This is a genomic window from Burkholderia sp. Bp8984 (assembly GCF_003853755.1).
Classification (GTDB): domain Bacteria; phylum Pseudomonadota; class Gammaproteobacteria; order Burkholderiales; family Burkholderiaceae; genus Burkholderia.
Genome location: NZ_QTQN01000001.1, coordinates 404,545 through 424,590 on the forward strand (window position 1 = coordinate 404,545; position 20,046 = coordinate 424,590).

General features: G+C 69.2%; 17 protein-coding genes and 1 pseudogene. 9 read left to right on the forward strand and 9 right to left on the reverse strand.

Annotated elements, in window-relative coordinates; all coding sequences use genetic code 11:
• Window positions 1-105: 105 nt before the first annotated feature.
• From DID98_RS01735 to DID98_RS01745, 3 genes are read right to left on the reverse strand one after another with little or no spacing between them, the layout of a single operon-like run.
• Complete coding sequence (locus DID98_RS01735) at window positions 106-2,055, reverse strand: dipeptide ABC transporter ATP-binding protein (protein ID WP_124519657.1); 1,950 nt, start codon at window positions 2,053-2,055, stop codon at window positions 106-108.
• A gap of 27 nt (window positions 2,056-2,082) precedes the next feature.
• Window positions 2,083-3,069 (reverse strand): isoaspartyl peptidase/L-asparaginase family protein, encoded by a 987-nt coding sequence (locus DID98_RS01740; RefSeq protein WP_124485004.1) that lies wholly within the window; start codon window positions 3,067-3,069, stop codon window positions 2,083-2,085.
• Complete coding sequence (locus DID98_RS01745; protein WP_124485005.1) at window positions 3,066-4,016, reverse strand: MurR/RpiR family transcriptional regulator; 951 nt, start codon at window positions 4,014-4,016, stop codon at window positions 3,066-3,068. Before DID98_RS01745 ends, DID98_RS01740 begins: the two co-directional genes overlap by 4 nt.
• 449 nt (window positions 4,017-4,465) lie before the next feature.
• Here DID98_RS01745 and DID98_RS01750 point away from each other — a divergent pair, with 449 nt between their 5' ends.
• The 5 genes and pseudogenes from DID98_RS01750 (at window position 4,466) to DID98_RS01770 (ending at window position 10,399) form a co-directional block, all read left to right on the forward strand.
• Window positions 4,466-5,737: an MFS transporter gene (locus DID98_RS01750; RefSeq protein WP_124519659.1), complete on the forward strand. Its 1,272-nt coding sequence runs from the start codon at window positions 4,466-4,468 to the stop codon at window positions 5,735-5,737.
• Window positions 5,738-5,764: 27 nt separating this feature from the next.
• Window positions 5,765-8,185 (forward strand): glycoside hydrolase family 31 protein, encoded by a 2,421-nt coding sequence (locus DID98_RS01755; protein WP_124519660.1) that lies wholly within the window; start codon window positions 5,765-5,767, stop codon window positions 8,183-8,185.
• Between the two features lie 119 nt (window positions 8,186-8,304).
• Window positions 8,305-9,492, forward strand: a complete 1,188-nt coding sequence (locus tag DID98_RS01760; protein WP_124519661.1) for a porin — start codon at window positions 8,305-8,307, stop codon at window positions 9,490-9,492.
• Between the two features lie 326 nt (window positions 9,493-9,818).
• A pseudogene (locus DID98_RS01765) lies at window positions 9,819-10,082 on the forward strand (BCCT family transporter); the annotation flags it as partial.
• A 5-nt stretch (window positions 10,083-10,087) separates the two neighbouring features.
• On the forward strand, window positions 10,088-10,399 hold the full coding sequence (locus DID98_RS01770) for a hypothetical protein (protein WP_044843140.1): 312 nt from the start codon (window positions 10,088-10,090) through the stop codon (window positions 10,397-10,399).
• A 93-nt stretch (window positions 10,400-10,492) separates the two neighbouring features.
• Here the strand turns inward: DID98_RS01770 and DID98_RS01775 are convergent, their stop codons facing one another.
• Complete coding sequence (locus tag DID98_RS01775; RefSeq protein WP_124519662.1) at window positions 10,493-11,341, reverse strand: class I SAM-dependent methyltransferase; 849 nt, start codon at window positions 11,339-11,341, stop codon at window positions 10,493-10,495.
• 182 nt (window positions 11,342-11,523) lie between these two features.
• On the opposite strand from DID98_RS01775, the gene DID98_RS01780 reads away from it, so the two are divergent.
• From DID98_RS01780 to DID98_RS01790, 3 genes are all read left to right on the forward strand, one after another.
• Window positions 11,524-12,987, forward strand: a complete 1,464-nt coding sequence (locus DID98_RS01780) for a metallophosphoesterase (RefSeq protein ID WP_124519663.1) — start codon at window positions 11,524-11,526, stop codon at window positions 12,985-12,987.
• 239 nt (window positions 12,988-13,226) lie between these two features.
• Window positions 13,227-14,531: a cytochrome-c peroxidase gene (locus DID98_RS01785; RefSeq protein WP_124519664.1), complete on the forward strand. Its 1,305-nt coding sequence runs from the start codon at window positions 13,227-13,229 to the stop codon at window positions 14,529-14,531.
• 97 nt (window positions 14,532-14,628) lie between these two features.
• Complete coding sequence (locus tag DID98_RS01790; protein WP_044842898.1) at window positions 14,629-14,904, forward strand: hypothetical protein; 276 nt, start codon at window positions 14,629-14,631, stop codon at window positions 14,902-14,904.
• Between the two features lie 144 nt (window positions 14,905-15,048).
• Here DID98_RS01790 and DID98_RS01795 read toward each other — a convergent pair whose 3' ends face one another.
• On the reverse strand, window positions 15,049-16,542 hold the full coding sequence (locus DID98_RS01795) for a PLP-dependent aminotransferase family protein (RefSeq protein ID WP_124519665.1): 1,494 nt from the start codon (window positions 16,540-16,542) through the stop codon (window positions 15,049-15,051).
• A gap of 194 nt (window positions 16,543-16,736) precedes the next feature.
• Here DID98_RS01795 and DID98_RS01800 point away from each other — a divergent pair, with 194 nt between their 5' ends.
• Window positions 16,737-17,087, forward strand: a complete 351-nt coding sequence (locus tag DID98_RS01800; protein WP_124485012.1) for a hypothetical protein — start codon at window positions 16,737-16,739, stop codon at window positions 17,085-17,087.
• A gap of 225 nt (window positions 17,088-17,312) precedes the next feature.
• On the opposite strand, the gene DID98_RS01805 is transcribed toward DID98_RS01800, so the two are convergent.
• The 4 genes from DID98_RS01805 to DID98_RS01820 all read right to left on the reverse strand — a co-directional run bounded on the left by DID98_RS01805 (window position 17,313) and on the right by DID98_RS01820 (window position 19,999).
• Window positions 17,313-17,735 (reverse strand): DUF6691 family protein, encoded by a 423-nt coding sequence (locus DID98_RS01805; protein ID WP_124485013.1) that lies wholly within the window; start codon window positions 17,733-17,735, stop codon window positions 17,313-17,315.
• A 1-nt stretch (window position 17,736) separates the two neighbouring features.
• Window positions 17,737-18,171: a YeeE/YedE family protein gene (locus tag DID98_RS01810; RefSeq protein ID WP_044842894.1), complete on the reverse strand. Its 435-nt coding sequence runs from the start codon at window positions 18,169-18,171 to the stop codon at window positions 17,737-17,739.
• A complete protein-coding gene (locus tag DID98_RS01815) occupies window positions 18,161-18,511 on the reverse strand; it encodes a helix-turn-helix transcriptional regulator (protein WP_124519666.1) in 351 nt (116 codons plus the stop codon). The genes DID98_RS01810 and DID98_RS01815 overlap by 11 nt, the downstream gene beginning before the upstream one ends.
• Window positions 18,512-18,637: 126 nt before the next feature.
• A complete protein-coding gene (locus tag DID98_RS01820) occupies window positions 18,638-19,999 on the reverse strand; it encodes an aromatic acid/H+ symport family MFS transporter (protein ID WP_124519667.1) in 1,362 nt (453 codons plus the stop codon).
• Between the last annotated feature and the right edge of the window lie 47 nt (window positions 20,000-20,046).

The window sequence follows — 20,046 nt, forward strand, 5'->3', positions numbered from 1 at the left end:
CGGTAACGCGTGGTGGAAATCGCGGCGTGACTGCATCCGCTCCGGGAAGTGACGCCGTTGCCTGGCGCGTGCGCAGCTACGGTCCATATGCGCCTCGCCGCGCAATCAATACGCGCCGCCGACGCGATGCGTCGCGACGTAGTGATCGGGGCCGACCGCGACGAGCGGTGCGACGATCGGCTCGTCGCCGACCGCGCGGATCGGGCTCGGAATCTCGTCCGCCGCGAGCTGGCGCGGCGCATGCCGGCGTGCCGGGTCGGCCACCGGCACCGCGCTCATCAGCTTCCTCGTGTACGGATGCTGCGGCGCCTCGAACACCGCGCGGCGCGGGCCGATCTCGACGATCTGGCCGAGATACATCACCGCGACCCGATGGCTGACGCGCTCGACGACGGCCATGTCGTGCGAGATGAACAGATACGCGACGCCGAGCTCGCGCTGCAGGTCGAGCATCAGGTTCACGATCTGCGCCTGCACCGACACGTCGAGCGCGGACACCGATTCGTCGGCGATCACGACCTTCGGATTCAGCGCGAGCGCGCGCGCGATGGCGATCCGCTGGCGCTGGCCGCCCGAGAATTCGTGCGGATAGCGGCGCGCGGCCTCCGGCGGCAGGCCGACCTTGTCGAGCAGCCAGTCGACGCGCGCCTGCGCTTCGCGGCCGCTCGCGACACCGTGCACGAGCAGCGGCTCCATGATCGAGAAACCGACCGTCAGGCGCGGGTTCAGCGACGCGAACGGATCCTGGAAGATGAACTGGATGTTCCGGCGCAGCGCCTGCAGGTCCTGGCCCTTCAGCGCGCTGATGTCGCGGCCGTCGAATTCGATCGAGCCGCTCTGCGATTCGACGAGGCGCAGCAGCGAGCGGCCGGTGGTCGACTTGCCGCAGCCCGATTCGCCGACGAGCGCCAGCGTCTCGCCCGCGCGCAGCTCGAAGCTCACGCGCTCGACCGCATGCACGTACTGCGACACGCGGCCGAACACGCCGCTCTTCACCGGAAACCGCGTGACGAGATCGCGCACGCGCAGGATCGGCGGCGCGGCCGGATCGACGCGCGGCTGCCCGGCGGCGGGGACCGCGGCGGCATCGTTCGCATCGTTCGCATCGGCCGCATCATTCACGTCGTTCGCGGCAGGCGCCGGCGCGGCCGCGCTCGCGCCGTCCACCTTCAGCAGCGGAAATTTCTCGGGGATATCGGTGCCGTGCATCGAGCCGAGCCGCGGCACGGCCGCGAGCAGCGCACGCGTGTAGCGATGCGCGGGCGTCGCGAAAATGCGCTCGGACTCGCCCTCCTCGACCTTCTCGCCGCGATACATCACCAGCACACGATCGGCCACTTCGGCCACCACGCCCATGTCGTGCGTGATGAAGATCACGCCCATGTTCATTTCGTCCTGCAGGCCGCGGATCAGTTGCAGGATCTGCGCCTGGATCGTCACGTCGAGCGCGGTCGTCGGTTCGTCGGCGATCAGGAGCGCGGGCCGACACGACAGCGCCATCGCGATCATCACGCGCTGCCGCATCCCGCCGGACAACTGGTGCGGATAGCGCGCGAACACGCGGCGCGCCTCCGGAATGCGCACGAGATCGAGCAGCCGCAACGCTTCCGCGCGCGCTTCGGTCGCGCTCTTCGACTGGTGCAGCGCGATCGCCTCGCTGATCTGGTCGCCGACCGTAAACACCGGGTTCAGCGACGTCATCGGCTCCTGGAAGATCATCGCGATGTCGGCGCCGCGGATCCCGCGCATCGTCGCCGCACTCGCCTGCGCGAGGTCGACGAGCGCGCCGCCGCGGCGCCGCAACGCGATCCGGCCGCTCGTGATCTCGCCGCCGCCGTGCTCGACGAGCCGCATCAGCGCGAGCGACGTGACCGACTTGCCGGAGCCCGATTCGCCGACGATCGCGAGCGTCTCGCCGCGATCGACGTGAAACGACACGTTGCGTACCGCATCGAACGTCGCGTTCTCTCGTCGGAACATCACCGACAGGTCGTCGACGGCGACCACGCGCTGTTCCGGCAGCACCAGCGCGGACGGGGTTCGGCTCGAAGTCATGCGAAGGTCTCCTCGTACGATCCGGAATCAGGCCGCATCGTCGCGATAGATGCCGACCACGGGCGTCTCGCCGACGCGTGCGTAGCCGCGATACATCCCTTCCGTGTTGAACGGCATCGCGACGTTGCCGTGCGCGTCGACCGCGACGATCCCGCCGCGCCCGGCCAGGCGCGGCAGCTTGTTCATCACGACGTCGTGCGCGGCGTCGGCAAGCGACGCGCCGCGATAGGCCATCTGCGCGGCCACGTCGTGCGCGGTCGCGAGCCGGATGAACATCTCGCCGGTGCCCGTCGCGGAGACCGCGCAGGTCGCGTCGTCCGCGTAGCAGCCGGCACCGATGATCGGCGAATCGCCGACGCGTCCGGGCTGCTTGTTGGTGATGCCGCCGGTCGACGTCGCCGCCGCGATATGGCCGCGCAGGTCGCACGCGACCGCGCCGACCGTGCCGTGCTTGCGGTCGGGATCGAGCGGCTCGGCCGGCTGCCCGGCGCCGAACGCGAAGGTCGCCGCGTCGTGGTCGAGCATCATGCCGGCCGCCTCGCGCGCCTTGAGCCACTGCGCACGACGCGCTTCCGTGTCGAAGTAACCGGGCTCGGCGAGTTCGAGGCCCTGTGCGGCCGCGAACGCATCGGCGCCCGCGCCCGCGAACAGCACGTGCTCGCTTGCCTCCATCACGCGCCGCGCGGCGAGGACCGGATTGCGCACGCGGGTCGCGCAGCAGATCGCGCCGGCCGCGAGCGTCGTGCCGTCCATCACCGCCGCGTCGAGCTCGTGCTTGCCTTCGGCCGTATAGACGGCGCCGCGCCCGGCGTTGAACAACGGACAGTCCTCGAGCATCCGCACGGCGACGGTGACGGCGTCGAGCGCGCTGCCGCCGTCGGCGAGCACCTTCTGCGCGGCCTGCAGGATCGCGGTGAGTTCGGCGCGGTAACGGCGTTCGGTGTCGGTGTCCATCGCCTCGCGCAGGATCGTGCCTGCACCGCCATGAATCGCGACGATCGCGGATGAAGTCATGATTTTTTCGGACCGGAAGAAGAAGGGTTGGCGGCCGGCAGCGCCGCTTGCGGCTGGACCAGCCACGGCAACAGGAATTCGGTCATTTCGGCGGCGGACTTCGCGGAGCGGTGCGTGCGCAGCGCGACCGCGTCGATCAGTGCCTCGATCATCGTCAGCACGGCCGCTTCCGACGTGGCCGCGAAACGCCGCTCGGCCTTCACGTACAGGTTCAGCGACGCGATCGGTGCCAGCGGCGAACCGGGCCCGTCGGAAATGCCGAGCACGCGCGCGCCGCGCGCCGCCGCGCGGCGGGCCAGCTCGATCGTGTCCTTCACGTAGCGGGGAAACGCGAGCGCGATCACGAGATCGCGCGAGTCGGCCGTGTACAGGCGCCGCGCCGCATGCGACGGGCCGCCGAGCAGCGCGAGCGACTGCACGTTGTCGTGACACACCGACAGGCCGTGTTCCATCAGCCCGGTCAGAAACGCGCTCGAACCGGCGCCGAGGATCAGCACGCGCCGCGCGCCGACGATCGCCTCGACGGCCGCTTCGACGTCGGCCGCATCCAGCTGCGCGCGCGTGTTCTCGATGTTCGTGACGGCCTGGTCGAACACCGCGTCGATCCACGCGGCGCCGCGCACGCCCTGCTCCTGCTCTTGCTCCTGCGCGGAACGCAGCCGTTCGACCGGGCCGAGCGTCGCCTCGAAGCCGCGCACGAGCGCCGCGCGCATCGCCGGATAGCCGTCGAAGCCGAGCGCCTTCGCGAAGCGGTTCGCGGTCGCGATCGATGCGTTCACGGCCTGCGCCAGCTCGTCGATCCGCATCGTCGCCGCGCGGAACGGATTCGCGAGCACGAACTCGCCCATCCGGCGGTGGATCGGCGTCATCCGCGGCATGGCCGAGGCGATGCGCTCCGCGATCGCGGATTCCTCGTGACTGACATCGTGCGGAAGGAGCGGCGTCATGCGAATGGTTTTGCAAGGTGGATGAAAATCAATTTACACAATCTGCCGACAGGAAAAAAATAAATTTTCATCAGGGTTGTCACGCCCATTGCCGGGCCCGGCTGATGCAGTCGGCCCGTCGACGGCCGCTCGGCCCCGGCAAGCGGGCGTTCGGCGCTCGGTCGTCACGCAACGCGCCGGACACCCGATCTGCACGCCTATCGGGAATACCCCAAGCATGTTCGTTCGAATGCAGATTCACGTTGACCTGATTCGAATTCGAACATAGGATGCTCGAAAATGATCAGTCGTCCGATAACATCAGCTTTCGACAACATCGAAATGTTCGATTGAATGTGGTCATTTCGAGAAAAACCGGGCGAATCGGCGCCCACCAAGATCGGACATCGTACAAATAAGACTGAACGAGACGCCCTAGCCGGGCGACTTGCATGGATCAGGAGACAGCAGTGAAAACAGTCAAGGCGTTGCGCTGGTGGATCATCGTGCTGGTATGCCTCGGCACGATCCTCAACTACCTCGCTCGAAACTCCCTCGCGGTGCTCGCACCGGAACTGAAGCAGGTGTTCGCGATCTCGACGCAGCAGTACTCGTATATCGTCGGCGCATTCCAGATCGGCTACACGATCATGCAGCCGGTGTGCGGGTTCATCGTCGACCTGATCGGGCTGCGGCTCGGGTTCGCGCTTTTCGCGATGCTTTGGTCGGTGGTCGGCGTCGCGCACGGCTTCGCGTCGGGCTGGCTGTCGCTCGGCATCCTGCGCGGCTTGCTCGGGCTGTTCGAGGCCGCCGCGATTCCGTCGGGGATGAAGGCCGTCGCCGAATGGTTTCCCGATCGCGAGAAATCCGTCGCGGTCGGCTACTTCAACGCCGGCACGTCGCTCGGCGCCGCGATCGCGCCGCCGCTCGTCGTGTTCCTGTCGATGCGGTTCGGCTGGCAATCCGCGTTCATGGTCACCGGCGCCCTCGGCTTCCTGTGGGCCGCGCTCTGGTACACGCAGTACCGCTCGCCGGCCTATCATCCGCGCCTCACGTCGCAGGAGCGCACGCTGATCCGCGACGGCCAGGCCACGATGCCGGCCGTGTCGAAGCGCCGGATTCGCGACGTCGTCACCGCGCGCCGCTTCTGGGCCATCGCGCTGCCGCGCTTCTTCGCGGAACCCGCATGGCAGACCTTCAGCTTCTGGATTCCGCTGTACCTCGCCACCGAGCGCCACATGGCGCTCACGCAGATCGCCGTCTTCGCGTGGATGCCGTTTCTCGCGGCCGACCTCGGCGGCATCGCGGGCGGCTACCTGTCGCCCTACCTCGCGAACCGGTTCAAACTGCCGCTCGTGTGGTCCCGCGTCGCCGGCGTCGCGCTCGGTTCGGTGCTGATGCTCGGGCCGGCGATGATCGGGCTCGTGTCGTCGCCGTATACGGCCATTGCCCTGTTCTGCGTCGGCGGCTTCGCGCACCAGATGATCTCCGCACTCGTCAACACGCTGTCGGCCGACGTGTTCGATCCCGAGGAAGTCGGCACCGCCAGCGGCTTCGCGGGCATGGCCGCGTGGATCGGCGGGCTCGGCTTCTCGCTGCTGGTCGGCGCGCTCGCCGACAAGATCGGCTACGCGCCGCTGTTCGCGTGCCTCGGCCTGTTCGACATCATCGGCGTCACGCTGCTCGCGGTGCTGATCCGCGGGCAGTCGAAGCAGGAACGCCTGCTCGCGCAACACGCCTGACCTTCGTTTTCATCAGGAATCGCCTTCATGACTTCGCTTCTTCATCCGCCCGTGTTCCGCGTCGCCGCCCGGCAGGCGAACCGTGTGCTGCTCGCGTCCGACGCGGGCGCGACCCTCGAGATCTTCGTGCTCGAGGACGACATCGTGCGCGTGCGCGTGCTGCCCGACGCAACGGCGCGCAACCCGCGCACCTGGACGATCGCACCGGGCCTCGACGACGTGCCGCTCGAGGGCCGCGACCGTCTCGACCTCGGCGGGTTCGCGCTGCCCGACTACGACTTCGGCGAGGACGACGGCGGCGTGCGCATCGAAACCGCGCAGGTCCGTCTCACGGTAAGCCGGCAGGGCGGCCATTGCACGTGGTCGATGCGTGGTGCCGACGGCGCGTGGCGCGTCGTGCTCGCCGACCGCGCGACGCAGGCGTACAACTTCGGCTGGTGGGACGACCGCGCCTATCACTACGTCGCCCGCGAGCGCGGCGACAAGGTGTTCGGCCTCGGCGAACGCGCGGGCGACCTCGACCGTACCGGCGCGCGCTTCGAGATGCGCAACATCGACGCGATGGGCTACAGCGCGAAGCACACGGACCCGCTCTACAAGCACATCCCGTTCTACGTCACCTGGTCGCCCGACGCGTGCCAGGGCTTCGGGCTGTTCTACGACACGCTGTCGGATTGCGCGTTCGACATGGGCCGCGAGCTCGACAACTACCACGGTCTGTACCGCTACTTCGTCGCCGAGCACGGCGATCTCGACTACTACTTCATCGCATCGCCCGACACGCCGCTCACGGCCGCACGGCGCTTCACGTGGCTCACCGGGCGCCCGGCGCGCACGCCGAAATGGGGGCTCGGCTATTCGGGCTCGACGATGAGCTACACCGACGCGCCGGACGCGCAGCGTCAGATGAGCCAGTTCGTCGAGCAGTGTGAATCGCACGACATCCTGTGCGATTCGTTCCACCTGTCGTCGGGCTATACGTCGATCGGCGCGAAGCGCTACGTGTTCAACTGGAACCGCGAGAAGTTTCCCGACGCGAAGGGATTCGTGAAGCACTACCGCGACCACGGCATCCGCCTGTGCGCGAACATCAAGCCGTGCCTGCTGCGCGATCATCCCGCGTTCGACGACGCTGCACGGCGCGGGCTGCTGATCCGCTCGGCGTCCGGCGAGCCGGCGTGGGTGCAGTTCTGGGACGAGGTCGGCGCATATATCGACTTCACGCAACCGGACGCTTGCCGCTGGTGGCGCGAGCAGGTCACGTCGGCGCTGCTCGACTACGGGATCGAGTCGACCTGGAACGACAACAACGAATACGAGATCTGGTCGCCCGACGCGATCGCGCACGGCTTCGGCCAGCCATTTCCCGCGCGCGAGGCGAAAGTGCTGCAGACGATGCTGATGATGCGTGCGTCGCGCGACGCGCAGCGCGCGCATGCGCCGGCGCAGCGGCCGTTCCTCGTGTCACGCTCCGGCGGCGCCGGCATGCAGCGTTATGTGCAGACCTGGTCCGGCGACAACTACACGTCATGGGAAACGCTGCGCTACAACCTGAAGATGGGCCTCGGGCTCGCGCTGTCGGGCGTGTCGAACATCGGTCACGACATCGGCGGCTTCTCCGGTCCCGCACCGTCGCCCGAGCTGCTGCTGCGCTGGGTCCAGTTCGGCATCTTCATGCCGCGCTTCAGCATCCATTCGTGGAATGACGACGGCACCGTCAATGAACCGTGGATGTATCCGGAGATCACCGCGCGGATCGCGTCGCTGATCAAGCAGCGCTACCGGCTGCTGCCTTATCTCTATCACCTGTTGTGGCTGTCGACCACGCGCTACGAGCCCGTGCTGCGGCCGACCTTCGGCGACTTCCCCCGCGACCCGCGCTGCTACGACGAATGCGACGACATGATGCTCGGCGACGCGCTGCTCGTCGCGCCGGTGGTCGACCCGGGCCGCACGGAACGCACGGTCTACCTGCCGTCGGGCGCGCGCTGGCTGTGCTGCGCGAGCGCGCGATCGTTCGACGGCGGCGCGAGCGTGACGCTGCCCGCGCCGCTCGACACGCCGGTGATGCTGTTGCGCGAAGGCCGTGTGCTGCCGCTGAACGTCGCCGAGCAACGCTTCGGCGCGTGCGCGGACACGCGCGGCTTCCTCGTCGCGCCACGCATCGAGGACGGTGTCGCATACGGCGAATGCGTCGAGGACGACGGCGAAACGGAAGCGTGGCGCGACGGCGAATACGGGCTGTGGCGCATCGAGACCGGCCGCCAGGCGTCGGGCGAACTCGGCGTGTCGGTCCGCTGGGACGGCCGCATGCATCGCCCCGCCGAGCGCCTCGAGATCCTGCTGCCGGCGTCGCTGCAAGGCGCGCTTGCGGTGCACGGCGCGCGCGTCGAGCACGATGCGCGGGACGGCGCGTGGCGTCGCCTCGTCGTGGCGCTCGACGACTGACCGCGCACGCTCGGGCAAGCGCCGAGCCATGTTCGGGCGGACCGCGCACGCGGCCCGCCCCGCCATCCAAGAGGAGGCCGTCCAGCCTCCCGCCCCCTGAAGAGACCTGGAGATCGACAATGAAGGCACCGCATCATCATTATGCAATCCTGATTTTATCCGCCGCGTCGCTCGGCGCTTCCACCGCCCATGCGCAGAGCAGCGTGACGCTGTACGGCGTGGTCGACGATTCGCTCGCGTACGTGAACAACCAGCAAGGCCACTCGAACGTGTACATGCGCGACGGCAACCTGTATGCGTCGAAGTTCGGGCTGCGCGGCGACGAGGATCTCGGCGGCGGCACGCACGCGATCTTCGACCTGCAATCCGGCTTCAACCTGAACACCGGCGCGCAAGCCGCCGCCGGCACGATTTTCAACCGCCAGGCCTTCGTCGGGCTGCGCAACGACCATTACGGCACGGTGACGGCCGGCCGCCAGTACACGCCGTACTTCCTGCTGGTCGGCCCCTACGCGTCGAGCAGCTGGCTGACCGGTGCGACCGGCGCGCATCCGGGCGACATCGACGGCCTCGACACGACCATCCGCGTGAACAACTCGGTCACCTATACGTCGCCGACCTTGTCCGGGCTGACCGCGAGCGCGATGTACGCGTTCGGCGGCATCGCCGGCGCGACCGGCAAGGGCAATACGTTCAGCGCCGCGCTGCGCTATGCGAACGGGCCGGTCGGGATCGCGGCCGGCTACCTGCGCATCAACAGCTCGGGTTCGTCGGCGGGGTTCCTGAATCCGGCGACCGCGGCGTCGGGCAGCTTCGCCGTGTCCGTGCTGAACCAGGGCTACCTGACCGCGAAGGCTGTCGAGCAGGTCGCGACGGCCGGCAACTACACGCTCGGCAACCTGACGATGGGCCTCAACTACTCGAACGTGAAGTACCTGCCCGGCAACGGCTCCGCGTTCGCGAACACGGCCGTGTTCAACACCTACGGCGCGCTCGCCGCGTACCGCTTCACGCCGACCTTCTCGGTGGCCGGCGCGTTCGCGTACACGCTCGCGTCGAAGGCGAACGGCGTGTCGAACGCGGCCCGCTACCAGCAGTATTCGCTGAAGGAGTCGTACAGCCTGTCGAAGCGCACGACGCTCTATGCGCTGCAGGCGTACACGCATTCGAGCGGGCGCACGCTCGGCGCGCAAGGTGCCGGCCATATCGTCGACGCGGCGCCGATCGTCGGCGACTCGCAGCAGCTCATGCCGTCGACGACGCACGGCCAGTTCGTCGGCATGGCCGGGATCGCCGTGACGTTCTGAAATCGCGGCAGCGCATCGCCCGCCGGCGCCCCGGACGGTCCGCATCATCCGGGGCGCCGGATTCCGCGCCTCGTCTGCGCTCGGTCTGGGCTCCGTCGCACGCGCCGGCTCAGTGCGAGGGTGTTCGCGATCGGCCCGATACCCTACAATTCGTCAGGTTAACCCCTGCTGCTTGCCCCTTCTTGCAGTCCCGACACCGCGCTACACTCGACGCACGCCGTATCAGGGTCCGACGTGCGACGCGCGCGCCGGGCGGCGTCGCGCCTCGTTGCGCCCACAACTGGATGCCAGCCATGCCAGGTTCCCGTCCCTCGACCCGCACGGCGTTAGAGCCGCAGGCCGTCGCCCCCAGCACGCCCGCCACCGCGCGCGAGGCCATGCTGATGCCCTTCTTCCACTGGGGCTTCCATGCGTGGGCGATCTACGGGCTGACGGGGCTCGTGCTCGCGCACTTCGGTTTCCGCTACAACCTGCCGCTGACGCTGCGGTCCGGGCTGTATCCGATGCTGCGGGAGCGCGTGAACGGCCGGATCGGCCACGCGGTCGACGCGTTCATCGCATCGTGCGGACGCGTGGCCTCCGACGGAGTCGCACGATGAGCGGCCTGCTGCACGATCGCACCGGCGACTTCATCGCGCTCGCGACGCTCGCGGTGCTTTACCTCGGTGGCGTCGGCCTCGCGCTGTGGCGAATCCGCACCGCCGCGCCGCGCGGCAAGGTCTACTGGATCGTCTGCATCGCGTTGCTGGCCGGCGGTGCGATCGCGATCACCGCCAACCTGTCGCCCGTGCCGAACAGCGGCGAGATGCCGCCCGGTTTCGCGCTCGGCGTCGAGGCGGTGCTGCTCGGGCTCGCGCTCGTCGCGGCGGGCTGCGCGTGGCTGATGTTGCGTGCGAGGCGCGGCTGATATCTGTCGCTTGCGCGGCGGCGCAGCCTTGCCTTGTCATGCGCGAACGGCAGCGTGCATGCCGAACGTCGGTCGTCCTCGTAGCCTCACGCGTCATGCAGACGGCGCCCGCGCCGTGACGAGCCAGCACGCCGCGTCGAACCGCACGTCAGCGCCCTGCACGTAAGGCTCGAACGCAGCGCGCACCGTTTCGACCACGCGCCGCCGCGTCGCGTCGTCCGCGTCCTGAAGCGCGAGCCCGACCGGGCCCAGCCGCGCGATGTAGTCGTTCAACGCCGCCTCGGGCAACGCGCACGCCTGGTCGATCGGCTCGATCGCGATGTCGGCCCAGCCGCTGTCCGACAGCACCGACGCGATCCGCTGCCGGTCGCCGAACGCGAATTGCCCCGGCGCCCCCGGCTGCCGCGCCGGCAGGTCCGGCAGCAACGTTGCCGCGACACGCTCGGCCGTCGTCATGAACGGATTGTCGGCGGCGCCGCGCCATGCAACGAATCGCAGTTGCGCGTTCGCGCGCGCCGCGTGCCGCAGGTTCGCGAAGGCGCGCACCGGATCGTCGAAGAACATCACGCCGAAGCGCGACACGATCAGGTCGAACCGACCCGGCGCGAATGCATGCGTCTGCGCATCGGCATGCACGAAGCCGGCGCCCAGGCCGGCGCGTTCGGCACGCGCCCGTGCGGCGGCAATCATCCGCGCCGAAATATCGACGCCGGTACAGTGCGCGTGCGCACCAAGCCGCCGTGCGATCGCGAGCGTCACCGCGCCGGTGCCGCAGCCGACGTCGAGCACGCAGCGCGCGGATGCCGCGGCCGCCGCGTCCGCGAGCAGCGTCTCGAACGGCTCGAACATCCGGTCGAGCGAGCGCTGCGCGTCGACCCATGCCAGCCCCGACGGACCATTCCACAGCGCAGACTGCGCTTCGTTTGCCCGGCTGTCTTTCATCGTCGATTCTCCTTTTTCGTCCGTATCGTTGACCGTGATCCGGACTATGCTGCTTCAAGCCGGCTTGAGGTCAAGGCAGCGACCGCGGCACGACTCGCGCGCCGGCCGGCCGTCGGACTCCGCCCTTCACATTTCTTACACTCGCGCTGCGTATCGTTGACGACTTTCCTACGGTGCCTCTCATGCGACGACTCCTCCCGCGCGCACTGCTCGCGCGCTGCGCTCCGCTTGTTGCCCTCGCGGCGCTGTCCGCGTGTTCGAATCACATCGATACGCCCGCCGATCCGGCCAGTGCCGCGATCAACCTCCAGGCCGCGTGGGTCGAGATCGGCGACGCGAACCAGGCGATCGCACGCGTGATCACGAGCTACAGCCCTGCATCCGCGAGCGATCCGCTGTGCCCGCAACTGTCCGTCGACGGCAAGCTGTCGCGCATGACGCTGCGCGCCGGCGCCGCGACCGTTGCGCAGCGTCCGACGGCGAGCGCCGCGGCCGACTCGAAACCGTCGAGCTTCCCGGTGTCCGTCTGCGAAGCGGCGCTGCCGGCCGATGCGCAAACGGCGAGCGTCGCGGGCCGCGCACTGCCGCTGCCGAAAGCGCAGCCGCAGCGCATCGCGATCATCGCCGACACCGGCTGCCGGATGAAGAAGGCCGACAACGCATGGCAGGCGTGCAACGACGCGACGGTCTGGCCGTTCGACACGATCGCGGCGAGCGTCGCGAAGCTGTCGCCGGACCTCGTGCTGCACGTCGGCGACTATCACTACCGCGAAAACGCGTGCCCGCCCGACATCGCCGGCTGCAAGGACAGCCCGTGGGGCTATGGCTGGGATGCGTGGCAGGCCGACCTGTTCCGCCCGGCCGCGCCGCTGTTCGCGAAGGCGCCGTGGGTCGTCGTGCGCGGCAACCACGAGGAATGCGCACGGGCCGGCCAGGGCTGGTACCGCTTCCTCGATCCGCGCCCGTATTCGGCGGCCCGTTCGTGCGACGATCCGGCCAACGACGACGACGCGAACTACTCGGATCCCTATGCGGTGTCGCTCGGCGGCGGCACGCAGGTGATCGTGTTCGACACCGCGAAGGTCGGCCGCAATCCGCTGAAGACGACCGACGCGCAATTCCGCATCTACCAGAAGCAGTTCCAGACGGTCGCGTCGCTCGCGTCGAAGGCCGGCATGTCGACGACGATCTTCACGAACCACCATCCGATCCTCGCGTTCGCGCCGATCGCCGGCAGCACGCCCGCGCCGGGCAACCTCGCGCTGCAGTCGGTGATGGCGAGCCTGAACGCGCAGGCGTACTACCCGCCCGGCATCCACGTCGCGCTGCACGGGCACGTGCACGACTTCCAGGCGATCAACTTCTCGTCCGGGCATCCGGCGACGATCGTGTCCGGCAACGGCGGCGACAACCTCGACGTCGCGCTGCCCGACCCGTTCCCCGCCGGCCTGACGCCGGCGCCGGGCGCCGTGATCGAACGGCTGTCGCACAACAACAGCTTCGGGTTCCTGATCATGGAGCGACGCGGGGCGCCGGCGACGGGCTGGGTGTTCCATGCGTATTCGGCGGCGGGCAAGCTGCTCGCGTCGTGCGACCAGTCGGGCAACACGCTCGCATGCGACAAGACGGGGTTCATCGCGCCGTGAGGGACGAAGTTCGATTGCATGGCGGTTTGATGGATTCTGCGGATTCGGCGGATTCGGCGGATTCGGCGGATTCGGCGGATGCGGCGTGTTCGGCGTGTTCGGCGGATGCGGCCGGCTGCCGGGAAGGAATGGCTGGATCGCGAAGGCGGCCGATTCCTTCGGTCGCCCTCGCCGGGCGTCCGGCGTCCGCCGCGGTTCCGGCCGCCGGCGGACGGGCGGTACGCGCCCTTGCCGCCGCCGTGCTCGCCGGAGCGGCGCTCGCGGCCCACGGCGCACCTGCCGAAACGACCCTGCTCCCCGGCGCGCCGCCGGCGCGCGTCGTCGGTACGATCGGCAACGGCACGCCGCAGGTGACCGACAAGGTCGACGCGGCCACCGCCCGTTTCGCGCCCGACCCGACGCTCGTCGCGCTGGGCCGCCGGATCTTCTTCGATCCGCGGCTGTCCGAGCCGCGCGGCATGTCGTGCGCGGGCTGCCACGATCCGGGGCGCGCGTTCGCGCCGACCTTGTCGGCCGCTTCGCTCGCGGGGCCGGGCGTGCCGGAAGGCAGCCGCCACGGGCGCTTCAGCCAGCGCAACGCGCCATCGCTGCTCTACGTGCGCTACGTGCCGCGCCGCCACTTCTACCAGGACGACGACGCGCCCGCGCCGTCGCCGTTCGGCGGCCTGTTCAGCGACGGCCGCGCGGACACGCTCGCCGAACAGATCCGCGGGCCGCTGTTCGACCCGAACGAGATGAACAACCGGTCGCCGGCCGCGCTGCTGCGCAAGGTCGACGGCACCGAACTGGCGGGCGATCTCGCCGCGCGCTTCGGCACGTCGGCGCGGCGCGATCCCGAGCAACTGGTGCGGGCGCTCGGCTCGGCCGTCGAGGCCTATCTGCAGAGCGACGAGATGGCGCCGTTCACGTCGCGCTTCGACGCATTCCTGCGCACGCGCAAGCCGCTCGCGCCGGCCGAGATGCGCGGCCTGGCGCTGTTCCGCAATCCCGACAAGGGCAATTGCATGAGCTGCCATACGCTGTCGGAAACGTCGAGCCGGCCGGAGCGCTCGCTCTTCACCGATTTCGGCTACGACGCGATCGCGGTGCCGCGCAACCACGCACTGCCCGCGAACCGCGATCCGCGCCATTTCGACAACGGTCTGTGCGATACGGCTGCGCGGCTGCGCTGGCCCGAGCCGACGCAATGGTGCGGCTACCTGCGCACGCCGGGACTGCGCAACGTCGCGGTCAAGCAGACGTTCATGCACAACGGCGTGTTCACGACGCTGCGCGACGCGGTCGCGTTCTACAACACCCGCTCGACCGACCCTGGCCGCTGGTATCACGGCGCCCGGACGTTCGACGACGTGCCGGCCGCCTATCGCGGCAACATCAACGTCAATTCGACGCCGATGAACCGCCGGCCCGGCACGCCGCCCGCGCTGACCGACGCGGAAATCGACGACATCGTCGCGTTCCTCGGCACGCTGACCGACGCACGCTACGCGAATCCCGTCCCGGCCGCCGCCCGCATCGCCCGCGCCGCCGCGCCGGCGCGTTGACCCTGGCCGAACGGCCAGGCGCGTGCGCATCCGCTTGCGGTCGCCGCAAACACTGGTTATATTTACAGTACTGTATTTATGAACAGTGAGGTGCGCGATGGAACATCTGGTCCGTATCGTCAACGACACCGATCGCCAAGTGCTGGCATGGCTGCGTGCGCAGGTCGGCGACGCCCGCGTCGAGCGTGCGGCGCGCCAGCTCGGGCATACGCGAAAGCCCTTTCCGTCGGCGGTATGCCGGTATCTGGGCATGAGCGCGCCGGCCACGCTGCGCCCGGCGGAGCGGCCGCGTGCCGCACGCGACTTCTCGGTCGGAGATCGCTATCTGTCGCTGATCCGTCAGCACCTCGCCGCGCATGCGGTCAGCCGATGAAATCGCCGAAATCGTATCGTCGGCGCGTCGCCGCGCGGCGGCCGGCCGCGGAGAATGCGGCGAGCCGGATCGGCCGGCCCGTGCTCTCGTCACGACCGCCGAGCCCGGTAGCCAACGCGCCAGCCCGGCCGACACCCGCCCTGCTCACGCAGCGGCCGCCGCGTCGCGTATCAACTGGCCGAGCGTTTCGATTGCCGCTTCATGTGCCGTGTCGAACACCCGCGTGCAGGCAAGCCGGATATACGCGTCAAAGCGGTCGGAATTCGAGAAGATCGCGCCTGGCGCGATCCTTACCCCGCGTGCGAGCGCGGCATCGAACAAGGCTTCGGAACGCACGCCGTCGGGCAGCGCGATCCACAGCAGCATGCCGCCGGGCGGCCGGTTCATCCGCGTGCCGGCGGGAAAATGGCGCGCGATCGCATCGATCGTCACATCGCGCTGCACGCGAAGCTGTTCGCGAAACCGGTGCAGGTGGCGGTCGAACGCACCCGAGCCGACGAATTCGGCCGCGACGGCCTGCAGCAACGCGGCGTTGTGCCGGCTTTGCGCGAACTTGAGCATCTTCACGCGCGCGTGCCAGCGGCCCGCGCTCATCCAGCCGAGCCGCATTCCGGGCGCCAGCACCTTGTTGAGCGACGGGCAATAGATCACCGTGCCGTCGCGGTCCCATGCCTTCACGGGTTTCACCGCGTGCGGCGCTTCCACGAGTTCGCGATACGGCTCGTCCTCGATCACGGCCACGCCGCGACGCGAGCACAGCGCGACCAGCGCAGCCTTGCGTTCGTCGGGCATCACGCTGCCGAGCGGGTTCTGCAGATTCGGCACGACGACCACGGCCCGAATATCCGGGTACGCGGTCAGCGCCACGTCGAGCGCTTCGATCGACAACCCGGTCGTCGGGCTGGCCGGAATCTCGAGTGCACGCAGGCCGAGGCTTTCGAGCAGCTGGATCAAGCCGAAAAAGGCCGGCGATTCGATCGCGATCGTGTCGCCGGGGCGTGCCACCGCGCGCAACGCGAGATTCACGGCATCGACGCCGCCGCTCGTCGACATCACGTCGTCCGGCGACACGGTCACGCCGTACGACAGCGCGCGTTTGGCCATCGTCTGCCGGAATTCGGCCGAGCCGCCAACCGGCCCCGCGTCGGTCAGCAGCGTCGGCTTGCGCCGTAGCAGCCGGATCGCCAGCGCCTGCAGGCGCTCGGCCGGGTACAGCGTCGCCAGCGCGGATGCGCCACCGAGATTCAGCGCGTCGGGCCTCGCGTTCGCACGATCGATCACGCGCGACACGCGTTCGTGCAGCCCCGCGAACGGCGGCTCGACGCTCAGCGGCTGCCCGTCGCTTTCCGGCAGCGTGTCGAGCGCGGCCACCGCGCGCCGGCGCACGAAGTAGCCCGAGCGCGGTCTGGCTTCGCACCAGCCCGTATCCTCGAGCCGCCGGAAGGCCTGGGTCGCGGTAGACAGGCTCACGCCGTGCTGCGCCATGAACGCACGCACGGACGGCATCCGGTCGCCGGGCGACAGCGTGCCGGCCGCGATGATGCGGCGGTAATGCTCGGCGAGCCGTTCGTAAAGCGGCTCGCCGGCCATCGGCAAAGTCATGCGGGATGGATCGGTGATGGGCGTCATGCGGGTCATCCTGCCCGCGCGCCCGGGCGCACGCCAGATACAGATTCCGGGGAAACTCACCGATACAGCAACATGAAATCGCCGTCTGCACCGTAACAGATACCCGTCCCCTGAATCTGTCCTGTCCGCACGCGTTTCCTTAACCTGATTGCACGCTGTCGCCCTGCCATCGCCGGGCCGCGCAACCGGGAAAAGGACACGCCATGCGGACGCACGACATCCGGCTCGACGCCGGGCAAAGCCACTTTGCGTGGTTCGACAAGGGCAGCCGCGTCATCGTGCTCGACGGCGCGCTCGCGGTCACGTTACGTCACGGCGGGCTCGACTGGCTGCCCGATGCGCCGCAATACGTTCGCCGCGTGCTCGACGAAGGCGAATGCCTGACGATCGAGACGGCCGGTCACGTGGCATTGTCCGCCGGCGGCGCCGGGCCGGTTGCCGCGACCGTCGCGGCGCCCGTGGCCAGGCCCGGCGTATTCGCGGTGTGGCGTGCGTGGCTGCAGCGGGCGTCCGCGCGGCTGCTCGGCGAGCGGCATGTGCGCGAGCAGTCCTGACGCGACGGCTACAACACCGTCGCCGGTGTCGCCACGCGATCACCGTGTCGCTCCATCCGGCGACGAATTCGAGCCCGGCCGCGCGACGCCTACACACCGTCGCCGTTGTCGCCGCACGATCACCGTGTCGCTCCCCCGGCGACGAATTCGAGCCCGTCCGTCGCCCTCGCCGGGCCGGGCCGCTTCGGCCACGCCGACAACCTCGGCCGCAGCAGCCGCGCGTTGCTACCGCACCTTCCGCGCGCGCTCGATCCATTCGAACAATGCCATCCCGGCCAGCATCGCGCCGACGAACGCGATGCCCTTCACCGACCCGAGCCCGATCGACACGATCGCCGGCCCCGGGCAGAACCCGGCAAGCCCCCAGCCGATGCCGAACACGGCGCTGCCGGCGACGAGGCGCACGGTAATCGTCCGCACGGCCGGCCACTGGATCGGCAGGCCGAGCAACGACCGCGACCGGTGCTTCGCCCATGCGAACGCGAACACGGCGACGCCGATCGCGCCGGCCATCACGAATGCGAGCGACGGATCCCAGCGGCCGGCCAGGTCGAGAAAACCGAGCACCTTCTGCGGGTTGGCCATCCCCGACACGATGAGGCCGACGCCGAACATCAGCCCCGCCAGAAACGCGAATCCTGCCTGCATGTCAGCCCCCGAGCACGTGCCGTTGCACGAATACGGTCGCGAAGCCCGCGACCATGAAGACCGCCGTCGCGACGATCGAGCGCGTCGCGCCGCGCGACAGCCCGCAGACGCCGTGACCGCTCGTGCATCCGCCCGCATAGCGCGTGCCGATCCCGACCAGCAGGCCGGCCGCCAGCAACTCGCCCCAGCCTGCATCGACCTGCGGCGTCACGGCGGCACCGGCGACACGCATCAGCAGCGGCGCGGCGATCAGCCCGGCGACGAACGCGGCACGCCAGCCGCGCTCCGCCGCACCGGCCGTAAACAGGCTGCCGACGATACCGCTGATTCCGGCGATCCGCCCGTTGAACGCCATGAGCCACGCGGCCGCAAGCCCGATCAGCACGCCGCCGGCAAGCGACAGCCACGGCGTGAAATGAAGCGCATCAAGCTGCATCGCGCGTCCCCTTCGCGGCCGGGCCGCAGAACTGTTCGTACAGCACGCCCATCACCGCGATCGCAGCCAGGCTGTCGAGCGAGTAGTGGATGTTCTTGCCTTCGCGGCGCGTGCGGACGAGCGCGTTGTCCCGCAACACACCCAGCTGCTGCGACAGTGTCGGCTGGCGAATATCCAGCCGCGCCTCGAGATCGCTCACGCAGCGTTCGCCCTGCGACAGTTCGCACAGCAGCAGCAACCGGTCGGGATTGGACAGCACCTTGAGCAGCGCGCACGCCGATTCGGCGGCGGCGCGCATCTGATCGGGCTCGGGCAGCCCGGTGGAAGGGTCGGCGTTCATGAGAGCGATCGCATTCGATTAACGAATCAATATTATATATATTTATATATCGTTGATTCGTACTTTCGGTCGGCGCCATCGGAAGAAAAAGGAAAGCGCCGTCTGCGACGCCCACCCCTGCCTCCGCTACGCCTGCTCGCCGGCAAGCGCATCGGCTGCCGCCGCGCGCTTCTCGCCGGCCCGTACCGCGCCCAGCACCAGCACCGCGATCCCGGCGATCACGCACGGCACCGCGACGAATGCGAAGGCGATCGGCAACGGCAGCCCCATCGCGAGCATCGCCCCGCCCGCCATCGAACCGACGACCGACCCGCCGCGGCCGATTCCGTTCGCCCAGCTCACGCCCGTGGTCCGGCACTCGGTCGGGTAGAACGCGGCCGACAGCGCGTTCGCGCCGACCTGCGAGCCCGACACGCAAAAGCCCGCGGCGAACACGACCAGCGCGGCGCCCGCCGGCGACGCGGCCAGCACGCCGATCGCCGCGACGAACACGCCGGCCGCCGCATAGCTGCATGCCAACACGCGATGCGGATCGAAGCGGTCCATCAGCCCGCCGAGCACGATCGCGCCGAGCGTGCCGCCGACCTGGAACATCGCGGTCACGCGCGCGGCCGTCTGCAACGTCGCGCCGGTCGTGCGCAACAGCGTCGGCAGCCAGCTCGACAACAGGTAGATGACGAGCAGGCTCATGAAGAACGTGAGCCACAGCAGCAGCGTGCCGCGCAGCAGGTCGGCGCCGAACAGGCGGCCGAGCGGCGAAGCGGCCGGCTTGCCGCGCGGTGCGATGAACGACGCGTGCGCGAGATGCGGGTCCGGTGCGATGCGTGCGAGCATCGCCGCGATCCGTTCACGCGCCGCGCCGGTGTTGACGAGGTAGCGCACCGATTCGGGCAAGCGCCATGCGAGCACCGGCAGAAGCAGCAGCGGCGCGGCACCGCCGACGACGAGCACCGCGCGCCAGCCGTCGCGTTCGATCAGCGACGCGGCCGCGAGTCCGCCGAGCGCGGAGCCGATCGTGAAGCCGCAGAACATCGTCGTCACGAGCAGCGAGCGCCGCCGCGCGGGGCAATACTCGGACGTCAGCGTGATCGCGTTCGGCATCGCGCCGCCGAGCCCGAGGCCCGTCACGAAGCGCCACGCGATCAGTTCGGTCAAACCGCCCGCGCTCGCCGACGCCGCACTCGCGATGCCGAAACACGCGACACAGGCGAGCAGCAGGCGCTTGCGGCCGAACCGGTCGCCGAACGGCCCGAACACGAGCGCGCCGGCCATCAGCCCGGCGAGCCCGGCGCCGAACACCGGCGCGAGCTGCGCGGGCGACAGGCCCCATTCCGCACGAATGACGGGGGCGATGAACCCGATCGATGCCGTGTCGAAACCGTCGATCGCGACGATCAGGAAGCACAACACGACGATCGCGGCCTGAAACGGCGCAACGCGATGTCGGTCGATCCATTCGCTGACGTCGATGGACAGCGTATCGGCCATGATGATGTCTCCTCCATGAAGGCGGTCGCGCGCGATGTCGTTGAAAT

Coding starts and splice junctions, on each gene's coding strand:
- DID98_RS01760 (WP_124519661.1), top strand. CDS start 8,305: ATGAAGGCACCGCATCATCATTATGCAATCCTGATTTTATCCGCCGCG.
- DID98_RS01740 (WP_124485004.1), bottom strand. CDS start 3,069: ATGACTTCATCCGCGATCGTCGCGATTCATGGCGGTGCAGGCACGATC.
- DID98_RS01735 (WP_124519657.1), bottom strand. CDS start 2,055: ATGACTTCGAGCCGAACCCCGTCCGCGCTGGTGCTGCCGGAACAGCGC.
- DID98_RS01780 (WP_124519663.1), top strand. CDS start 11,524: ATGCGACGACTCCTCCCGCGCGCACTGCTCGCGCGCTGCGCTCCGCTT.
- DID98_RS01775 (WP_124519662.1), bottom strand. CDS start 11,341: ATGAAAGACAGCCGGGCAAACGAAGCGCAGTCTGCGCTGTGGAATGGT.
- DID98_RS01815 (WP_124519666.1), bottom strand. CDS start 18,511: ATGAACGCCGACCCTTCCACCGGGCTGCCCGAGCCCGATCAGATGCGC.
- DID98_RS01795 (WP_124519665.1), bottom strand. CDS start 16,542: ATGACCCGCATGACGCCCATCACCGATCCATCCCGCATGACTTTGCCG.
- DID98_RS01800 (WP_124485012.1), top strand. CDS start 16,737: ATGCGGACGCACGACATCCGGCTCGACGCCGGGCAAAGCCACTTTGCG.
- DID98_RS01805 (WP_124485013.1), bottom strand. CDS start 17,735: ATGCAGGCAGGATTCGCGTTTCTGGCGGGGCTGATGTTCGGCGTCGGC.
- DID98_RS01790 (WP_044842898.1), top strand. CDS start 14,629: ATGGAACATCTGGTCCGTATCGTCAACGACACCGATCGCCAAGTGCTG.
- DID98_RS01810 (WP_044842894.1), bottom strand. CDS start 18,171: ATGCAGCTTGATGCGCTTCATTTCACGCCGTGGCTGTCGCTTGCCGGC.
- DID98_RS01770 (WP_044843140.1), top strand. CDS start 10,088: ATGAGCGGCCTGCTGCACGATCGCACCGGCGACTTCATCGCGCTCGCG.
- DID98_RS01755 (WP_124519660.1), top strand. CDS start 5,765: ATGACTTCGCTTCTTCATCCGCCCGTGTTCCGCGTCGCCGCCCGGCAG.
- DID98_RS01820 (WP_124519667.1), bottom strand. CDS start 19,999: ATGGCCGATACGCTGTCCATCGACGTCAGCGAATGGATCGACCGACAT.
- DID98_RS01745 (WP_124485005.1), bottom strand. CDS start 4,016: ATGACGCCGCTCCTTCCGCACGATGTCAGTCACGAGGAATCCGCGATC.